Source organism: Nonomuraea sp. NPDC048826 (genome assembly GCF_043198225.1).
GTDB lineage: Bacteria > Actinomycetota > Actinomycetes > Streptosporangiales > Streptosporangiaceae > Nonomuraea.
The window spans coordinates 832,216-850,062 of sequence record NZ_JBICUQ010000003.1; the positions used below are offsets into that span (position 1 = coordinate 832,216).

The 17,847-nt window shown below is 71.9% G+C and carries 17 protein-coding genes; 14 read left to right on the top strand and 3 right to left on the bottom strand.

The window, feature by feature from the left end; genetic code table 11:
• The first annotated feature begins 1 nt into the window (after position 1).
• From ACGFI7_RS14240 to ACGFI7_RS14285, 10 genes are all read left to right on the top strand, one after another.
• Positions 2 to 1,162 (top strand): hypothetical protein, encoded by a 1,161-nt coding sequence (locus ACGFI7_RS14240; RefSeq protein ID WP_393403731.1) that lies wholly within the window; start codon positions 2 to 4, stop codon positions 1,160 to 1,162.
• Positions 1,159 to 1,851, top strand: coding sequence for a M15 family metallopeptidase (locus ACGFI7_RS14245; protein WP_393403734.1), 693 nt, complete (start codon positions 1,159 to 1,161; stop codon positions 1,849 to 1,851). Before ACGFI7_RS14240 ends, ACGFI7_RS14245 begins: the two co-directional genes overlap by 4 nt.
• The gene (locus tag ACGFI7_RS14250; RefSeq protein WP_393403737.1) at positions 1,848 to 2,828 is read left to right on the top strand and encodes a GNAT family N-acetyltransferase; all 981 of its coding nucleotides are present in this window, start codon (positions 1,848 to 1,850) and stop codon (positions 2,826 to 2,828) included. Before ACGFI7_RS14245 ends, ACGFI7_RS14250 begins: the two co-directional genes overlap by 4 nt.
• The gene (locus tag ACGFI7_RS14255; RefSeq protein WP_393403740.1) at positions 2,828 to 4,087 is read left to right on the top strand and encodes an MFS transporter; all 1,260 of its coding nucleotides are present in this window, start codon (positions 2,828 to 2,830) and stop codon (positions 4,085 to 4,087) included. The genes ACGFI7_RS14250 and ACGFI7_RS14255 overlap by 1 nt, the downstream gene beginning before the upstream one ends.
• Positions 4,072 to 5,148: a GNAT family N-acetyltransferase gene (locus ACGFI7_RS14260; RefSeq protein ID WP_393403743.1), complete on the top strand. Its 1,077-nt coding sequence runs from the start codon at positions 4,072 to 4,074 to the stop codon at positions 5,146 to 5,148. The genes ACGFI7_RS14255 and ACGFI7_RS14260 overlap by 16 nt, the downstream gene beginning before the upstream one ends.
• Complete coding sequence (locus ACGFI7_RS14265) at positions 5,132 to 5,878, top strand: SDR family NAD(P)-dependent oxidoreductase (protein ID WP_393403746.1); 747 nt, start codon at positions 5,132 to 5,134, stop codon at positions 5,876 to 5,878. Before ACGFI7_RS14260 ends, ACGFI7_RS14265 begins: the two co-directional genes overlap by 17 nt.
• Positions 5,879 to 5,969: 91 nt before the next feature.
• Complete coding sequence (locus ACGFI7_RS14270) at positions 5,970 to 7,067, top strand: hypothetical protein (RefSeq protein ID WP_393403749.1); 1,098 nt, start codon at positions 5,970 to 5,972, stop codon at positions 7,065 to 7,067.
• Positions 7,064 to 8,092, top strand: a complete 1,029-nt coding sequence (locus tag ACGFI7_RS14275) for a zinc-binding dehydrogenase (protein ID WP_393403752.1) — start codon at positions 7,064 to 7,066, stop codon at positions 8,090 to 8,092. The genes ACGFI7_RS14270 and ACGFI7_RS14275 overlap by 4 nt, the downstream gene beginning before the upstream one ends.
• Positions 8,093 to 8,096: 4 nt before the next feature.
• Entirely contained in the window at positions 8,097 to 9,572 is a 1,476-nt protein-coding gene (locus tag ACGFI7_RS14280; protein WP_393403755.1) for a hypothetical protein, read from the top strand.
• Entirely contained in the window at positions 9,569 to 9,826 is a 258-nt protein-coding gene (locus ACGFI7_RS14285; RefSeq protein ID WP_393403758.1) for a hypothetical protein, read from the top strand. Before ACGFI7_RS14280 ends, ACGFI7_RS14285 begins: the two co-directional genes overlap by 4 nt.
• 19 nt (positions 9,827 to 9,845) lie before the next feature.
• Here ACGFI7_RS14285 and ACGFI7_RS14290 read toward each other — a convergent pair whose 3' ends face one another.
• Entirely contained in the window at positions 9,846 to 10,622 is a 777-nt protein-coding gene (locus ACGFI7_RS14290; RefSeq protein ID WP_393403761.1) for a BTAD domain-containing putative transcriptional regulator, read from the bottom strand.
• A gap of 333 nt (positions 10,623 to 10,955) precedes the next feature.
• Here ACGFI7_RS14290 and ACGFI7_RS14295 point away from each other — a divergent pair, with 333 nt between their 5' ends.
• Together ACGFI7_RS14295 and ACGFI7_RS14300 are read left to right on the top strand one after the other, a co-directional pair.
• The gene (locus ACGFI7_RS14295) at positions 10,956 to 12,128 is read left to right on the top strand and encodes a sensor histidine kinase (protein WP_393403763.1); all 1,173 of its coding nucleotides are present in this window, start codon (positions 10,956 to 10,958) and stop codon (positions 12,126 to 12,128) included.
• Positions 12,121 to 12,774, top strand: coding sequence for a response regulator (locus ACGFI7_RS14300; protein ID WP_393403765.1), 654 nt, complete (start codon positions 12,121 to 12,123; stop codon positions 12,772 to 12,774). Before ACGFI7_RS14295 ends, ACGFI7_RS14300 begins: the two co-directional genes overlap by 8 nt.
• Before the next feature lie 2 nt (positions 12,775 to 12,776).
• Here ACGFI7_RS14300 and ACGFI7_RS14305 read toward each other — a convergent pair whose 3' ends face one another.
• Positions 12,777 to 13,706, bottom strand: coding sequence for an aldo/keto reductase (locus ACGFI7_RS14305; protein ID WP_393403768.1), 930 nt, complete (start codon positions 13,704 to 13,706; stop codon positions 12,777 to 12,779).
• Between the two features lie 172 nt (positions 13,707 to 13,878).
• Positions 13,879 to 14,943, bottom strand: a complete 1,065-nt coding sequence (locus ACGFI7_RS14310; RefSeq protein ID WP_393403771.1) for an LLM class flavin-dependent oxidoreductase — start codon at positions 14,941 to 14,943, stop codon at positions 13,879 to 13,881.
• A 215-nt stretch (positions 14,944 to 15,158) separates the two neighbouring features.
• On the opposite strand from ACGFI7_RS14310, the gene ACGFI7_RS14315 reads away from it, so the two are divergent.
• Both ACGFI7_RS14315 and ACGFI7_RS14320 read left to right on the top strand, forming a co-directional pair.
• The gene (locus ACGFI7_RS14315) at positions 15,159 to 16,871 is read left to right on the top strand and encodes an MFS transporter (protein WP_393403773.1); all 1,713 of its coding nucleotides are present in this window, start codon (positions 15,159 to 15,161) and stop codon (positions 16,869 to 16,871) included.
• Positions 16,868 to 17,698 carry a carbohydrate deacetylase gene (locus ACGFI7_RS14320; protein ID WP_393403776.1) on the top strand — a complete coding sequence of 277 codons (831 nt, stop codon included), beginning with the start codon at positions 16,868 to 16,870 and terminating at the stop codon, positions 17,696 to 17,698. The genes ACGFI7_RS14315 and ACGFI7_RS14320 overlap by 4 nt, the downstream gene beginning before the upstream one ends.
• Positions 17,699 to 17,847: the final 149 nt, after the last annotated feature.

Sequence of the window (17,847 nt, forward strand, 5' to 3'; positions counted from 1 at the left end):
CATGCTTTCCCGAGAGCTGGCCGGCCAGGTGGCCGGCTGGGCCGAGGACGAGCGCGTCGAGACGCCGGCGTTCCTGTTCGCCCCCGCGACGCTGCGCGCCGGCGTCGCCGAGCTGCGGACCCGGCTCGGCGCCCGCATCTCCTACGCCACCAAGGCCAACGCCCACCCGCTGGTGCTGCGCGCGCTGGAGCCGCTGGTGGAGGAGTTCAACGTCACCAACCCCGGCCACCTCGACACCCTGCTCGGCCTGGGGGTCGCGCCGGACCGCATCGCCTATCTCAACCCGGTCATCGCGCCGAAGACCCTCAAGCGGGTGCTGGCGTCCGGAGTGACCCGGTTCGTGGTGGACGACGCCAGGGGCCTGGACATGCTGCCGGAGACGGCCAAGATCACCCTGCGGCTGCGCCCGCCCGACGCGGGCGAGTCCACCCGCTCGGTGGTGCGCTTCGGCAACAGTCCCGACGTGCTGGCCGATCTGGCCGTACGGGCCCGCGACCGCGGCCTGGAGATCGAGGCGCTGTCGTTCTTCGTCGGCACCGCGGGCGCGGACATGGCGCAGGGGATGCCCTACCTGCGCGGCATCGACCTGCTGATGAGCCTGCGCGAGCGGCTGGCCGAGTCGGGCGTCACCGTGCCGACGATCAACATCGGCGGCGGGTTCCCCGGCTCCCGCGACCGGTTCCACCACGACCACCCGGGCTTCTTCCAGAAGATCGCCGCGGCGCTCCCGGCGGACGTGGACGTGCTCTGCGAGCCCGGCCGGTACCTCTGCCAGCCCGCCATGGCCATGCTGGGCCGCGTCGTGGCCGACCGCGTCGTGGCCGGACGGCGGCTCGTGTACCTCGACACCAGCGCGTACGCCGGCCTGTTCGAGTCCACCTTCATCGAGCCCGAGGCCGGCGTGGAGATCGCCACCGCCCGGTCCGGCGACCCTACGCCTGCGGCCGTGCTCGGCCCGGTCATGGACTCCTTCGACGTGATCGCCAGGGACGCGACGCTGCCCCCGATGGCCGAGGGCGACCTGGTCGTGCTGCCCAACACCGGGGCGTACGCGTGGGGCTACACGGCCCCCGTGGAGGGACTGTCCGCCGCCGAACTGATCGAGCTGCCCCCCGGCCTGTCCGAAGGATTCGCCAAGACCTGGTTCGGAGGATCGCTTTGATCACCAAGACGGACGCTCCCATCGTCATCGAGCCGACCGTGTCGCCGCCGCCCGGCATCGGCGTGCGCGAGTGCGGCGAGCCGCTGGCGGAGGTGGCCGGGGTGCCCGGCGTGCACGCCGGCCCCGCCTACCACCGGCGCGGCATCACCGCCGCCGGCAGCCGCGTCTTCCTGCGGAGCCGCGTCCTGGAGGCGTTGCGCGAGGCCTCGGCCGCGCTGCCCGACGGCGTCGACCTCCTGGTCTGGGACGGCCTGCGCACGCTGGAGACCCAGGCCGAGATCGTCGACCGGTTCCGCGAGACGCTGCCCGACCCGGGCGACGACGAAACGGTCGAGATGTATCTGGCGCTGCCGCCCGCCGACCGGGAGGAGTTTCTCGCCTCGCCGCCGCCGCACGCCACCGGAGGCGCGGTGGACGTCACCCTCTGCGACCCCACCGGCCGTGAGCTGGACCTCGGCGCCGAATTCGACGAGTTCAACGAGCGGTCGTGGCTCACGCATTACGAGAACGACGCCAGGTCCGAATACAGGCGGCTGCGCAGAATGCTCTACTGGACGATGCTCGGCGCAGGTTTCGCGCCGTACTCATGGGAATTCTGGCATTACGAGTTGGGCACCATGGTGAGCGCCGCTTTTCACGGTGAACGGTTTGCCGAATACGGCGCCGCCGTACCGTGGAGGAAGCCATGACAATGCCACGCACCACGCACCACGCGCGCACCGTGTTCGACACCGGCGAATGGCTCACGGCGTGGGACGCCAACACCGTCGAACGCCGGCGGCCGGCGGGCCACCCCCTGCTCCAGCGCCTTGAGTACTCGCCTTTCTGGCACGGCTACGAGCTCGACACCGAACTCGGCGACATCTGGGACCGGCCGATCCTCACCGTCAGCTCACTCTACGCCGGCTACGGCCCCGCCTACCTGGCCGAACGGCCGCAGGAAGTGGCCGGGCTGATGGAGCTCGCCACCGCGCAGCTACCGGGCACCTGCGGCCTGCTCGTCCTCAACCTGCCGTTAGAGGCGGCGCTGGAATGGGCCACCGTCGCCCAGCCCGACGGCATGGTCCGGCTGGACCACGCCTACCACCGGACCATCGGCACCGGCCCCGAGCCGGACCTGCGCGACGTGGGCAAGCGCACCGAGTTCCGCAGGCGCTGGCGGCGCTCCGCCGAGCAGGGGATGCGGTTCGTCATGGAGTCCGACGCCACCCCCGCGCGCATCGACGAGGTCGTCGAGCTGGCCAACGGCTCCGCCGTACGGCACGACTGGCCCGTCCTGTACGACAGGGAAGCCTTCCAGGCGGTGGCCGACATGCCCGGCGGGCGGCTGGTGCGCGCCGAGTGGAACGGCCGCACGGCCGCCGCCTTCGTCGGGATGGAGCACGACCGCCGCTTCTACCTGTGGGCCGGCGGCATGGACCACACCGTGGTCAAGGAGGTCAGCCCCTACCTGTTCACCCTCTACGAGCTGCTCCGCCTGGGGCTCGAACGCGGATGGGACCGGCTGGAGCTCGGCAAGGGCAACGACCAGTTCAAGCGCCGCTACGGCTTCACCGGGGTGGAGCTGTGGTCGCTGTGGTACGCGGCCGACCCGTCCGACGTGCCCGCGTACCGCCCCAAGCTGGCGGCCCTGCACCAGAGGCTCGGCGCCGCCCAGGGGGCGTGATGTCCGGCCTCTGGCGCCACGGCGACTTTCTCAAGCTGTGGGGCGGCGAGACGGTGTCGCAGTTCGGGGCCCAGATCACCGTGCTGGCCCTGCCGCTCACCGCGATCCTCACCCTCGACGCCACGGCGGGCGAGCTGGGCATCCTGACCGCGATGCAGTTCGCGCCGGTGCTGGCGATCACCCTGTTCGCCGGGGTGTGGCTGGACGGCAACCGCAAGCGTCCCGCGCTGATCACCGCCAACCTGGGCCGGGCCGTGCTGCTCGGCCTGGTGCCCGTGCTCTACCTGGCCGGCCTGCTGTCCATGCCCCTGCTGTACGCCGTCGCCTTCCTGACCGGCCTGCTCACCGCCGTCTTCGACGTGGCCTACGTCGTCTACCTCCCGTCGCTGGTCTCGAAGGACCAGCTGGTGCAGGCCAACTCCCGGCTGGAGGCCACCTACTCGATCGCCTCCATCGGCGGCCCCGGCGCGGGCGGCCTGCTCGTCCAGTGGCTGACGGCGCCCGTCTCGATCGTGGTCAACGCCGTCACCTACCTGGCCGCCGCGATCAGCGTGGCGAGCATCCGGCACCGCGAGCCGGCCCCGGAACGCCCGGCCGACCGGCCCTCCACCTGGGCCGAGATCAAAGAGGGCCTGGCCACGACGCTGCGCGACCCCCTGCTGCGCCCGCTCACCGTCGGCTCGGCCTGGTTCAACCTGTTCGAGCAGGTCATCCTCACCCTGTATCTGTTGTACGGGGTGCGCGAACTGCACCTGTCCACCGGCCTGCTGGGCGTCATCCTGGCCATCGGCAGCGTCGGCGCGCTGGCCGGCTCGTTCGTGGCCGACCGCGTGGGCCGGGCCATCGGCATCGGCCGCGCCATGGTCTGGACGATGATCCTCGGCTCCGCCGCGCTCGGCCTGGTGCCCGCGGCCGCCGGGCCCCCGCTCGCGGCCGGCGCCGTCCTGGCCGCCGGCCTGTTCGTGTACGGCCTGTCCATGGCCCTGTTCAACGTGCACAGCCTGAGCCTGCGCGCCGCCATCGTGCCGCCGGAGCTGCTCGGCCGGGTGACCGCGACCTACCGGTTCTTCGTCTACGGGACGATCCCGGTGGGCGGCCTGCTCGCCGGGCTGCTGGGCGAGCGGCTCGGCGTCAGGACGGCGATGGTGATCGCCGTGGCAGCCCTGCTGGCCGGCGGCGTGGCCTTCGCGGTCACCCGCATCCGGTCGGTCGGCGACGAGATCTTCGGCCCGAAGGAGACGGTGTGCTCGGCGGACTGACCCCGGAAGCCTGGGACGACCTGGCGGGCCCCCGCTTCTACTCGACCAGCGCCTGGCTGCGCTTCTGCGCCGCCGAGTACGGCGGGAAGAGCGACGCCGTGGTCCGCGACGGCGCCGCGGTGCCGTACACCGAACTGACCGAACCCCCCATGCTGCCGCTCTACCGATGGACCGAGCAGCTGGAGGCGCGCGGACTGCCCGCGCCCCCGCCCGCCGGGCTGCTGGTCGGCCCCCGCGAGGGGTACCAGACCCACTTCCTCGGCGCGCCGGAAGGCGTCCCAGCGCTCGTCGCGGAGCTGCGCGAACGGGCCGACGGCCGGCCCTGCGTGGCGATGTACCTGCCCCCGTCCGAGCTGGAGCCGCTCCGCGACGCCGGGGTCACCGCCCCACCCGTGGTGATGGACGCCGACGCGTGGATCGCGGTCGATGACTGGCCCGGCTACCTGTCGAAGCGCAAGCGCTACCGGGTGCGCGCCGGCCGCCGCGCCTTCGAGGAGGCCGGGTATGTCATCAGCCACGTGCCGCTCGCCGAGTGCGTCGACCTGCTGGGCGTCCCGGCGGCCAAGACGCTGGCCAAGTACGGGATCGACAGCAGGCCCGAGGAGGAGCTCGCGGCGCTGCGCGGCCACGCCGACAGCATGGGGGAGGCCGCCCGGGTGGCCGTCTGCCGCCGTGACGGCGGCGACCCCGTCGGGTTCTGCCTCTACTACGTGGGCACCGACGCGATCTTCCTGCGCTGGGCCGGCTTCGACTACGACCGCCTGGCCGACGTCGACGAGTACGGCAACGTCGTGCTGGTCAGCCAGCTCGACCTGGCGGCCGAGCTCGGGCTGCGGTGGGTGCACGCGGGCCTGAAGTCGTCGGCGGCCAAGGCCCTGTACGGGGCCCGGCTGCGTCCCGTCTGGCTCGTCGACCTCACCCCGGGCAGCGTGCTCGACGGCGCCGCCGACCAGGTGCGGCGGCACAACGCGGACGTCTACCGCGAACTGCGCGACGACCCGCGGACGGCGGGCGCGCTCGACCCCGAGACCTGGCGGAGCATCCATGAAGACACCGGCTGAACGCAGAGTGGTCGTCACCGGCGGCGCCTCCGGCATCGGCGCCGCCATCGCCCGCAGGTTCGCCGGCGACGGCGCCCGGGTGGCCGTCCTCGACCGCGACGAGGAGGCACTGGACCGGCTCGGCGACCGGGTGCCCGGCGCCGACCTGGCGCTGCTCACCGACGTGACCGACCCGGCGGCGGTGGACGCCGCGTTCGAGGAGCTCGACCGCCGCTGGGGCGGGCTGGACGTGGCCGTCAACAACGCCGGCGTCAGCAGCCCGTGCGCCTTCGCCGACCTGCCGCTGGCCGAGTGGGAACGCATCCTGCGGGTCAACCTGACCGGCGTGTTCCTGGTCGCCCAGCGGGCCACCCGGCGGATGCGCGGCCACGGCGGGTCCATCGTCAACATCGCCTCGGTCAGCGGCATGGTCGGCATGCCCGACTACAGCGCCTACAACGTCAGCAAGGCGGGGGTGATCGAGCTGACCAGGACGCTCGCCCTGGAGCTGGCGCCGGACATCCGGGTCAACGCCATCTGCCCCGGCTACGTCCTCACCCCCATGCAGGAGGCCGAGTACTCGCCCGCCCGGCTGGCCGACTGCGCGCGCAAGATCCCGCTCGGCCGGCTCGGCCGGCCGGAGGAGATCGCCGGGCTCGCCGCCTACCTGGCCGGCGACGAGGCGGAGTTCGTGACGGGCCAGACCTTCGTCATCGACGGCGGCGAGACGGCCGGCGGGCTGGCGAGCTGACGGCTTCCCAGCGTCGCTGGATCGACGTTATAGCGCCGCGGACGACGATGAGATCAGGCCGTGGATCCGCGACAGAAAGGGCGTACGAGCCATGACCGTGTCCTCGCTTGCCACGACCCACCGTGACGGCCGCTCACCCGACAAGGCGGTGAGCTCCTACACCGAGTGGGACCCCCTCGAAGAGGTGATCGTCGGCCGGCTGGCCGGCGGCGTCTTCCCGACCTGGCAGGAGTCCATGCGCGCCACGATGCCTCCCGGCTCGTGGCGGCTCTTCCAGGAACAGGGCGGCCGGCCGTTCCCGCAGGACCTGGTGGCCGCCGCCGACGAGGAGCTCGACGGGCTCGCCCGCGCTCTCGAGGACGCCGGGGTCAAGGTGGTCAGGCCGGAGCCCGCCGACCACCGCGCCGGGTTCGGCACGCCGCACTGGACCAGCTCCGGCGGATGCTACGCGGCGATGCCGCGCGACCACCTCATCGTCGTCGGGGACACCATCATCGAATCCCCGATGTCGTGGCGCTGCCGCCAGTTCGACGGCGACGCCTTCCGCCCGCTGCTCAAGTCCTACTTCGAACGGGACGCCCGATGGCTGCAGGCCCCCCGCCCGCAGCTCACCGACGAGCTGTTCGCCACCGGCGACCACCACGAGTGGGCGATCACCGAGTTCGAGCCGGTCTTCGACGCCGCCGACTTCATGCGCTTCGGCCGCGACCTCGTGGCGCAGCGCAGCCACGTCACCAACGCGGCCGGCATCCGGTGGCTGCAGCAGGCGGTGGGCGGCGCGTTCCGCGTCCACACCATCGAGGTGAACGACCCGCACGCCATGCACATCGACGCCACCCTGCTGCCGCTCGCGCCCGGCAAGCTGCTGGTCAACCGCGAGCGCTACGTGCACAACGAGCTGTTCGACGGCTGGGACATCCGCAAGGCCCCGCAGCCCGCGCTGCCGGAGGACTGGCCGATGTACTTCTGCAGCCCGTGGGTGAACATGAACATGCTCTCCGTGGACGAGCGGACCGTCGTCGTGGAGCGCCAGGAGGAGCCGATGATGGAGATGCTCACCGACTGGGGCTTCCGCTGCATCCCGGTCGACTTCCGGCACGTCTACACCTTCGGCGGCTCGTTCCACTGCGTGACCGTGGACGTGCGCCGGCGCGGCGGCATCGGCACCTACCTGGCGCCGGGCCGATGAAGGTCGCGCAGATCACCGGCCCGCGCGCCTGCGCGCTCGCCGAGAAACCGGACCCGGTCATCCGCCGCGACTACGTCCTGCTCAAGGTCGAGGTCGCCCCGATGTGCAACGAGTACGTCGCCTACCGCGACCAGGTCTACCTGGAACGCAACCGGCCCGACTCGCTCGGCCACGAGATGGCCGGCGTCGTCGCCGACGCGCCCGAGGGCGCCCTGCTCAGCCCGGGCGACCGGGTCGTGGCGCTGTGCGGGTACCCCTGCGGCACCTGCGAGCTGTGCCGGCGCGGCTACTACTCGCACTGCGCCGCCACCGAGGACCCGCTGGAGGTGTGCAAGAGCGAGTCGGGCGAGTGCGGCTTCGCCCAGTACGCGATCAAGCCCGCCCGGCTCTGCGTGCCGGTGCCGGACGGGATGCCGCTGGACCACGCCGCCATGGCCTGCTGCGGGCTGGGCCCGACCTTCGGGGTCATGCGGCGCATCGGCGTGGACGCCTCCGACACCGTGCTCATCACCGGGCTCGGGGCGGTCGGGCTCGGCGGGGTGATCAACGCCCGCTACCGGGGCGCGACCGTGATCGGCGTGGCCCGCACCCCGTACCGGGCGCGGCTCGCCCGCGACCTGGGCTGCGCCGCGGTCCTCGACCCCCGCGACGGCGACCTGCGCGAGCAGATCAGGTCGCTCACCGGAGGCGGCGTGGACGTCGCGATCGACTGCTCAGGACGGCCGGAGTACCAGCGGCTGTGCATCGACGCGGTCAACCGCCTGGGCACGGTCGGCTTCCTGGCCGAGCCCGGCGAGCTGACCGTGCGCGTGGACGACGACCTGGTGCAGAAGGGAGCGACGCTGATGGGCAGCCTCGACATCAACCTGAACGACGCCGGCCGGCTGCTCCACATGATCGGCCAGGTCCCGGACCAGATCGAGCGGTTCATCACCCACCGTTACCCGCTGGACCGGATCGGCGAGGCGTTCGAACAGCAGTCCCGCTACGAGTGCGGGAAGATCGTCCTCTATCCGTGGAGCTGACGCCATGACGCTGGGTGCTCACGTCCTCGACCTGGCGGCCCGGCACTCGCCGCTGGTCCGCGACACGCTCCGCCGCCTCGCCGACGCGCCGCTGGCCGACCTGCTGGCCGGGCTCCGGCCCGGCCGGGCGCGCCCCTGGCAGGACAGGGACGACCTGTACGCGGCCGTCGCGGAACGGACGGCGCTGTCGTACGGGCCCGAGGTGGCCGCCGAGGTCGCCGCCGACCTGCGCGCGCAGCCGATCGTGCCGACGTCCAACCACTTCGGGGTGGACACCTTCGCCGACTCCGTCCAGGGCACGCTGCTCTTCGCGCTCCGGCCGGGGGCCCCGCGCAACGTCGTCGTGCTCGGCTTCGGCTCGGTCAGCCTGAACAACCTGACCTATCCCATGGGGCTGCGGCTCTACGATCCCCGCCACGGCGAGCTCGGCGCGCTGCCGCAGCGGCTGCCCATCCAGCCGAACCGCGACAAGCACCGGACGGTGCTGACCGCCCGGCCGTTCGACGCCGCCATGATCGACCGGGCGCGCGCCCGGCTGGCCCGGATGCGGCGGGCCGGTGAGGTCTCCGCGTTCTGCGAACGGAGCGCGGACGACGTCCTGCACCGGATGTACGGCTCGCCGGAGACGCTGGCGCTGCCGTCGCACGGCCTCCAGGCCACCCGCGTCAACACCGCGCTGTGGGAGGGCATGTTCCAGGCCGGGCCGCCCGCCCGGCTGGTCCAGGTGGCCATCGAGCCCATCTGCGCCGCCCTGCTGAGCAAGGACCTGCACGACCCCGGCAGCCTGATCCACCAGCTGTTCTTCGTACCGAGAGTGCGTGCGGCGCTGCTGGCCGGGCTGGACGGGGAGCGGGCCTGCTGGCAGCGGGACCCCGCACGCGGCACGATCTTCTTCTGGGGGCTCGGCGCCGACGGCCGGCGGGTGCCGCTGGCCCTCGACGGCGACCTGCTCACCGGGGTCGACGAGCACGGCCGGCGCCTGGAGTGGAAGTTCCGGCCCGAGGAGCTGACGCAGGCGCTCCTCGCCGGGCACCTGCTGCCCTCGCTGTTCACCTGCTTCGCCACCCTGGCCTTCGCCCGCGGGCTGAGCTGCGTCGGCGGCTACTACCAGGCCACCTACCTGCCCGTGATGCGGCAGGGCGTGGTGGACGCGCTGGGCGAGGAGTTCTGGGACATGGCCGAGGCGGTCGCCCAGGTGCCCACCGGGCTCCACCTGGCCAGCCTCCAGGCCGTCGCGCGTGCCCTGCCCGGCGGGGCGCTCGTCCCGGCCGGCCCGGTGGAGATCGCCGGGGCGGGCGGCCTCTCACCGGCCGACGTGGCCGCGCTCACCCGCGTCCCGGTACGCGACGCGCACGTGGTGGCCTTCCCCGACGTGCTGGACCACCTGGTGCCGGCCGGCGACCTGCCGTCCGGCTGGGCCGCCGGACTCGCTTCGGAGAGCGGGAGCCGGCGGGCCGTACGACTGGAGACGACATCGTGAACGAGAACGTGCACGAGGTGCTTGCCCTGCTGGAAACCGCCCGTGAGCGGGTGGCCGATCTGGACGGCTGCGAGGAGCTCATGGTGCAGGCCACGCAGGAGCTCATCGCCTGCGCGGCCGGAGCGGTCGCCGCCTGCCCGCAGGGCAGTCTGGACGACGCCCGCGAGGCGCTGAGCTGCGCCAGGGGAGCGGCGGCGACGGCGGCCTTCGCCGTACGCCACCTGCACGACGCCGCCAGGATCCGCGCCCGCTAGCGGGTCGCCGCGCTGCGGCTCACGAGGCCATGCGCCGGGTGACGCCGACGGACAGCAGCTCGCGGTGCAGCTCCTGGATCTCGGGCGAAGGCGCCAGGCCCAGCTCCTCGTCGAGGATGTGACGCAGGTGCTGGTAGGCGTCGAGCGCCTCGTTGCGCCGGTTGCAGCGGCCCAGGGCGCAGATCAGCTGGCCGTGGAAGCCCTCGTTGTACGGGTACGTCTCGACCAGCAGGCGCAGCTCCGGCAGCAGGTCGCGGTGCTTGCCCAGTTCGAGGCCCGCCTCGATGCACATCTCCTGGGCGCAGACCCGCTGCTCGTCGAGCGCGACCACGTGCCCGCGCAGCACCGGACCCGGCAGCACGTCGGCCAGCGCCCGCCCGGACCACATGTCCAGCGCCTGACGCAACGACCCGGCGGCCCGAGCCATGTCACCGTCGTCCAGTGACCGCCGCCCCTGCTGGACGAGCCGGTCGAAGCGGGAGACGTCGATGTCGTCGGGGCCGGCGCGCAGCAGGTAGCCGGCGGTCCGGGTCTCGATCAGCTCCTCGCCGTGCGGGCACAGCCCGTCCCGTTCCAGGTGCTTGCGTACCTGGTAGACGTAGGTGTGCAGGATCGTCCGCGCGTTCTTGGGCGGAGCCTCGTCCCACAGCTCCTGGATCAGCAGATCGGTGTCCACGATCTGGTTGGCCCGCAGCGCCAGCATGGCCAGCACCTGACGCAGCTTGTGCTGACCGAGCGTGTGCGCGTGACCGTCGACGACGATCTCGACGGGGCCGAGAAGGCGGAAATGCGCCATGGTGATCTTCCTTGGGGTCGGCGTGCGGAGGCATCGATCTCCTTTGCAGCGTCACCTCAGGCCGTGCCGCGAACAACCGGAAACCCCCGCAAGCAGCACCCCTCTCCGTCGAAATATCCCGAAACTACGTCGAGAGGAGGAGTACTCGGATGTACCCCTGCGGATTTCTTTCCCCCGACCAGTTCTGATGGGTGCTGACAAGGAATGCTCACGTTCGGGAGCTTTCCTTGTGGGAAGGGGCTTTTGGTGTCCCCCCGCGATAGCTGTCACTCCTTACGGGAGACGTTGGCCGGCTTTCTCGACACCGAGCGGTCAGCGCTTCTGACGGCCTATGTGGCCAGGCTGGAAAGCACGCACAGCCCGCTGATCGGCGACCCCGAGGTCCGGCGGAACCTGCTCGACCGCGCCGACCGCACCCTCGCCGACCTCACGCGCAGCCTGCGCCCCGACACGGACGAGCGCCCCCGACCCCCCACCCGCTCGGCCACGCCCTCGGACACCCGCTCGGACACCTCCTCGGACACCCGCTCGGACACCTCCTCGGACACCCGCTCGGACACCTCCTCGGACACCCGCTCGGACACCCGCTCGGACACCCGCTCGGACACCCGCTCGGACATCGCCCGCGAGGAGACCCCCGCCCGCGACCCCGGCACCCCCGGGGCCGTGGGTCCGCCGGATCCGCGCGCCTGGTTGCGGGCCGCGACCTGCCTGGCGGACGTCATCCTGACCGCCGCCGCCGATCACCTCGCGGACCACCTCGAAGATCAGGAAAACGGCCGCGAAGCGCTCCGGCTCGTCATGCGTACGCTGACCGAGAGCGTCCTCATGAGCGTCCACGAGACCGCGCTCGCCCACACCTCCCGGCTCCTGCGCGACCTCGACGCCGCGTACGCCGACGAGCGCCGCAGGATCGCCCGCGACCTGCACGACCGGATCGGCTCGGGGCTCGGCGTCGCCCACCACCAGCTCGAACTCGCCGAGGCCTGCCGCGCCAACCCGGCCAACGCGATGAACCGGGTGGCGCTGGCGCACGACGCCGTCCAGGACGCCATGGTGACCACCCGCTCCCTCGTCACCGGCCTGCGCACGAACGACCAGGTGCACCACCTGGAGAAGGAACTGGCCACCCTGGTGGAGACCATCGCCCCCGACGACGTGGTCATGCGGTTACGCGTCCACGGCGACGAGGCGTGGGCCCCAGGGAGGGTCCTGGGGGAGACGTTCCTCATCGTCAGGGAGGCGGTGCGTAACGCGCTCACCCACGGTGCGCCCGGCATGGTGCTCATCACCGTGAGCATCACCCCCCGCCGCCTGCACGCGACCGTCGACGACGACGGCCCCGGCTTCGACCCGGACCGGGCGCGCGACTCGTCCGGCATGGGGCTGACGTCCATGCGGGAGCGGGCCGAACTGCTGGGGGGCCGGCTGACGCTGACGCCGGTGGTGAACCGCGGCACCTGTGTGGAACTCGTCGTACCGTTATCGGAGCATCGAGATGGATGACCGCACCACCGTCCTGATCGTGGACGATCACGCCCTGTTCCGTGAGGGCCTGAAGGAACTGCTGGAGAGCGACGGCGACGTCGTGGTCGTCGGCGAGGCCGGTGACAGCGAGAGCGCCGTCGAGCTGGCCGCCGAGCACCGACCGCACGTCGTCCTGCTCGACGTGGAGATCCCAGGCGACGAGGCGACCACGACGGTGAGCCGCATCCAGGCCGCGTCCCCAGGCTCCGAAGTGATCATCCTGAGCATCTACGACGGCCCTTTCCTGGTGCAGAGCCTGCTGGCGCAGAACATCCGGGGCTACCTGCTCAAGACCGTCCGGCGGATGGAGCTGCTGGCCGCGGTGCACGCCGCCCGCACGGACCACGACCGGGTCATGCTCGTGATCTCCAGGGAGAGCCTGGTCCAGGTACGGCCGAGCAGCGGCAACCCGCTGTCCGCGCGGGAACTGCAGGTGCTGGAACTGGTGGCCGAGGCGCTGAGCAACGGCCAGATCGCGAACCGGATGAACCTCACGGAGTCCACCGTGAAGCGGCACCTGCGCAACATCTTCCTCAAACTGGGCGCGGTCTCCCGGGTGGACGCGGTGAACAAGGCCGTGGCGGCCTCCCTCATCAAGCCGCCCTCCATCCCCCACCAGCCCTGACGCTAACGCGGGGGGAACAGCGCGCCGAGCCGCGCGAGCAGGGCGTGGTCCACCTGGATGCCCGCCGTGCTGGCGTTCATCTCCAGGTGCACGCGGTTGCGCGTACTCGGCACCGGCACGATGTCCCCGCCCTGCGCCAGCAGCCACACCAGCGCCAGCCTGGCCAGGCCGAGATGGAGCTGGGCGGCGATCTCCTCGGCGGCCCGCATGCTCTCCACCACCGCCTGCCCGGCGGCGCGGAAGCCCGCCCACCGCGGATCGTCACGGCCTGAAAGCCTCCCGATCCCGGCGGCGCTGGGGTCGTCACGGCCCGGAAGCCTCCTGAACCCGGCGGCGCCCGACAGGAACCCCCGTCCGAGAGGACGGCAGGCGACCACCCCGATCCGGTGCGCCCTGGCCCTGGGGATCCGGTCCAGCTCGGCGCGGCGCTCCCACAGGGAGTACGCACACGCCATCGCGGAGATCGCGTGCTCGGCCGCGGCCCGGTCGATCTGCCCGGCCCGCGGCTCGGCCAGCCCGATGTGCCGGACCTTCCCGGCCGCGACGAGCTCGGCCAGCTCGCCCACCCCCTCCTCGACCGGCCCCGCCCACGTGGGACAGTCCAGGTAGAACAGGTCGAGGTGGTCGACGGCCATCCGGCGCAGGGCCGCGTCACACGCCCCGGCCAGGCTCCGGCCGCCCGGCCGGGCCAGCGCCGCCAGCACCACGTCCTCACGGCGGGCCGCGACCGCCCGCCCGGCCCACTGCTCCACCTGCTCGTACCGGGGCCGGCACGCCGTGTCGAGCAGGGTGATGCCCAGATCCAGCGCGTGCCCGATGACCCGGGGGCCCGCCCGGGCGTCCACAGCCCCGTAGGCCCCGGTCAAGGCCATCCCGCCCAGACCGATGGCGGAGCACACCGGACCGTCACGACCGAGCCGCCTGACGTCCATCGGTCACGGAATCCCGCTGATGCACCCGGACACGCCTTTCACTCTGCGCCGCTCCGGTCAAGGGGCTCTGAATCCCCGATACAACGCCATCGCGGCACCACCACATCAGGGGAGGAGCTGTTCGCCCTGGCGCTTGCTCTCGGGCAGGTGGGGGCGTCGGAGACCGTAGTTTTCACCCGTACATCAGAGGGAGGAGCCGTTCCCCCTGGCGCTTGCTCTCCGGTAGGTAGGGAGTGTCGGAGAGGACGAAGTGGGTGATGCCGAGGGCCTGGTAGCGGCGGAGCGACGCGGCCACGTCCGCGGGTGAGCCGACCAGCCACGTGGCGCCGGCACCGATGCCGCCGTGCCTGCCCGGGGCGGTGTAGAGGTTGTCGTCGAGCACCTCGCCACGTTCGGCCAGGCCGACCAGGCGTCGCTGACCTGCGGCGGCCTGCCAATGAGCGTCGCGGGAGGCGTCCCCGGAGGCGTCGCGCATCCGGGCGACCTTGGCCTCGGCGTCGGCCCACGCCTGCTCGGTGGTGTCGCGGACGACGGTGGTGACGCGAAGGCCGAACTCCAGCGGGGCCAGCTCGCGCCCGAGCCGCCTGCCCAGCCTCTCCAGCCGTTCGACCCGCTCGGCGACGCCGTCGAGGGGTTCGCCCCAGAAGAGCTGGACGTCGGCCTCGGTGGCGGCCACCCGCTCCGCGGCCTCGGACGCGCCGCCGAAGTAGAGCTGGGGATGACGACGAGCGCCTCGGACCACGGGCCGGGGAGTCACGGTGGAGCCGGTGACATGGAAGTGCTCGCCCTGGTACGTGACGTCCTCCTCGGTCCAGAGCCGGCGCACGATCCGCAGGAACTCCTTCGTACGGGCGTAGCGGTGGACCTGGTCGCCCTCGCGGTCGCCGTACGCCGCCGGGTCGTCCTTGCCGGAGACGACGTTCACCAGCACACGGCCCCCGCTCAGGTGGTCCAGCGTGGCGGCGGCGGAGGCGAACGCGGCCGGATGCCAGTACCCGGGCCGGACGGCGATCAGCGGCTGGAACGTCGTCGTGCGCGCGACCAGCGCGGTGGCGACCGTGAAGGTGTCGGGCCGCCCCCAGCCGGTGCCGATGAGCGCCCCGCCCCACCCGTGTTCCTCCAGAGCCCTGGCCTGGCCGGTGAGGGTCTCCAGGCTGTTGTGACCCGCCACGACGTCGTCGCCGCGGTGCCCCGGCCGGGTCTCGTTCGGGATGTACCAGAGGAACTCGAGGCTCATCGGGCGCCTTCCACTGAATCCTATTCATCCAGTAGGTAGACTATGAATAACGTACGTGCGCGTCGACCCCTTCCGGAAGACCATGGCTTCCTCCGCGCGCGCCGGGACGAACCGCCACCATTCCGGCCATCAACATCAGACGTAACTTGTCTGCATCTTCTAGTGCGCATCGGTGTGAGCGGGGCCAGGCTGGCGGCGAGGAGGCCCCGAGATCCATGACAGAGCGAACCCAGGCGATCAGCCCCCGGCCCGGCACGACCCCGGCGTGGCGCTACGCCATCGGGATGTTCGGCACATCCATCCCGATCAACATGATCAAAGGATCGATGATCCTTTTCTACGTCGACATCCTCGGGCTCGACGTGCGCGCGTACGGCGCGGTCATGGTGATCTACGCGATCATCGACGCGATCGACAACCCGGTGCTCGGCCACCTCTCCGACCGCACCCGGAGCCGGTTCGGGCGGCGCCGGCCATGGCTGCTCGTCGGCGCGCCGATGCTCGCGGCCTGCATGATCGCCTTCTTCTCCGCGCCCGCCTCGCTGGACGGCGTCGGCCTCCTGATCTGGTTCGCGGTGTTCGCGATCCTCTGCGAGGCCTTCGACTCGATGCTCAACGCGAACTACGGCGCCCTGCTCCCCGAGCTCTACCCCCGCGAACGCGACCGCGCCGTCGCCAACGGCCTGCGCCAGGGATTCCAGCTCGTCGCGCTGGTCATCTCGCTCGCGGTCACCCCGCTGCTCACGACGAAGGTGTTCGGCACCGAGAACTCCACCCAGGGCTTCCAGACGACCGCGATCATCTACGGCGCGATCGCGGTCGTCGTCATCGTGTTCATGGCGCTCGGGGCGCGCGAGAACCCGCGCTACTCCACGCGCGAGCGGCCGCCGCTGCTGGGCAGCGTCTGGTCGATCGTGCGCACCCCGATGTTCTGGACGGTCGGCCTCACCGGCGCCTGCTACGGGATCGCCATGGCGCTCGTGCTCACGGGCATCCAGCTGTACGTCCGCTACTCGCTCGGGCTCGCCGTCGAGAACGCGCTCTACCTGCAAGGCATCGTCATCCTCGTCGCGGCGCTCGGCCTCGTCCTGTGGACGAAGGTCGTCGCCCGCCGCGGAGCCCTGTGGACCTGGCGGCTCGCCTTCGCCGTCCTGGCGGTCAGCTTCGCGGCCCTGTTCTTCGCCACCGACCTCATCACCGCGATCGCCGCGGGCGTCCTCGTGGGGGCGGGATGGTCGGGGATGCTCGCGACGAACGACCTCATCGTCGCACGAGTCCTGGACGCCGACGCGGCACGCAACGGTGAGCACCGCGAAGGGCTCTTCCTGTCGGCGTTCGGCTTCTTCGGCCGCCTCAACGGCATCGTCTCCGGCATCGCGCTCACGTCCCTGGGCGTCTTCTTCGGCTACAACTCCGGCGCCGACCCAGGCACCGACCCCGGCCTGGCGTTCCGCGTGTACCTCTGCGTCTACCCCTTCGCCCTGACCACGATCGGTGCCATCGCAGCCCGCCTCATCTCCGTCCCCCTCGAAACCCCACCCGAAGCCACAGAACCCCCAGCCACACCCCAGCCCCCGCACACCCCCGAGCCACCCGCCCGGTCCGAGTCACTTCAGGCGGCACCGGTGGCGGAGTCACCCAAGGCGACCGAACCCGTCGACGCACCTCACCCGTCCGAGAACCCCGAGCCACCCATGCGACCCGAGTCGCTTCAGGCGTCACCGGTGGCCGAGCTAACCGAGACGACCGAACCCGTCGGCGCACCTCACCCGTCCGAGAACCCCGAGCCACCCACGCGACCCGAGCCACTCAAGGCCGACGGAGCAAGTGAGCGGCCAGAGGTGGCCGGACCCGTCAGCTCGGCGGAACCGGCGGAGTCACGAGCATCGGGCATAGTGGACGAGTCCACTGGGGAGGGGCCTCGATGACCCGTCGCGTCGTGATCACGGCTGACGACCTCGGCCGGGAGCCCGGGACCACGGAGGTCATCGTCGCGCTGCTGGCCGAGGGCCACGTCTCGGCGACGACCCTCATCTGCGTGGCGCCCGACTCGGAGCGGGCCGCGAAACAGGTCGCCGAGGTCGGCGTCGTGCCGCGACTGCATGTGACGCTCACCAGCGAGCGCGGGCTCCCGCGCTGGCGACCCCTCACCGATGCGGCGAGCTTGGCAGACCCAGACGGCACCCTCACCGACGACCCGTTCGCCCTGGGAGCCCGAGGTGAGGCCCCGGACGTGCTGAGGGAAGCTGACGCCCAACTGCACTGGATGCGCGAACGCGATCTCGCACCGGTGGCGGCCGACTCCCACTCCGGCACCCTCTACGGCCTGCACGGCAGATCATGGCTCGCCGAGGCGCTCGAATGGTGCTCCCGCCACCGCTTCGCCTTCCGCCTGCCCCGCGACCCGGAGCCGTACTTCGGGGGACCCCTTCCGCCACCGCTCGCGGCAGTCCACGAGGGCGCCGTCGCCCTCGCCGACGACCTGGGCGTGCCCCTCCCGCAGACCATCGCCACCAACCGGCGCACGGCGAACGACCTCGGATCGTACGAGCACCTCCGTGACGACTACCTGCGCCGCCTGGCGGCCCTCCCCGAGGGCACAAGCGAACTGTTCCTCCACCCATCACGCGACGACGCGGTCACCGGACCCGACGGCGTCGTACGCACCTGGGAAACCCGCCTGCTCCGCGACCCGGCATGGCACCACGCCCTCGAACGCGAGGCCATCGCAGTCACGGAAGGCTGGTGGCCCTGACCCCGTCACGGCACCTCATGGATGGGGACAGCCCGTACGGATCGGATGATCGGTACAGCCTGCCCCGGATTCCCACGGGTTCGGGGGGCACAGCGGGATCAATGGCCGGAGCCAAGACCGGGCGCGTTCGATGCGCGGCCAGTGGACAG

Bases quoted from the DNA above. Each gene is read 5' to 3' on its own strand.
- ACGFI7_RS14250 (WP_393403737.1), top strand. From the start codon at position 1,848: ATGACAATGCCACGCACCACGCACCACGCGCGCACCGTGTTCGACACC.
- ACGFI7_RS14315 (WP_393403773.1), top strand. From the start codon at position 15,159: ATGACAGAGCGAACCCAGGCGATCAGCCCCCGGCCCGGCACGACCCCG.
- ACGFI7_RS14310 (WP_393403771.1), bottom strand. From the start codon at position 14,943: ATGAGCCTCGAGTTCCTCTGGTACATCCCGAACGAGACCCGGCCGGGG.
- ACGFI7_RS14320 (WP_393403776.1), top strand. From the start codon at position 16,868: ATGACCCGTCGCGTCGTGATCACGGCTGACGACCTCGGCCGGGAGCCC.
- ACGFI7_RS14270 (WP_393403749.1), top strand. From the start codon at position 5,970: ATGACCGTGTCCTCGCTTGCCACGACCCACCGTGACGGCCGCTCACCC.
- ACGFI7_RS14265 (WP_393403746.1), top strand. From the start codon at position 5,132: ATGAAGACACCGGCTGAACGCAGAGTGGTCGTCACCGGCGGCGCCTCC.
- ACGFI7_RS14275 (WP_393403752.1), top strand. From the start codon at position 7,064: ATGAAGGTCGCGCAGATCACCGGCCCGCGCGCCTGCGCGCTCGCCGAG.
- ACGFI7_RS14280 (WP_393403755.1), top strand. From the start codon at position 8,097: ATGACGCTGGGTGCTCACGTCCTCGACCTGGCGGCCCGGCACTCGCCG.
- ACGFI7_RS14290 (WP_393403761.1), bottom strand. From the start codon at position 10,622: ATGGCGCATTTCCGCCTTCTCGGCCCCGTCGAGATCGTCGTCGACGGT.
- ACGFI7_RS14240 (WP_393403731.1), top strand. From the start codon at position 2: ATGCTTTCCCGAGAGCTGGCCGGCCAGGTGGCCGGCTGGGCCGAGGAC.
- ACGFI7_RS14255 (WP_393403740.1), top strand. From the start codon at position 2,828: ATGTCCGGCCTCTGGCGCCACGGCGACTTTCTCAAGCTGTGGGGCGGC.
- ACGFI7_RS14300 (WP_393403765.1), top strand. From the start codon at position 12,121: ATGGATGACCGCACCACCGTCCTGATCGTGGACGATCACGCCCTGTTC.
- ACGFI7_RS14305 (WP_393403768.1), bottom strand. From the start codon at position 13,706: ATGGACGTCAGGCGGCTCGGTCGTGACGGTCCGGTGTGCTCCGCCATC.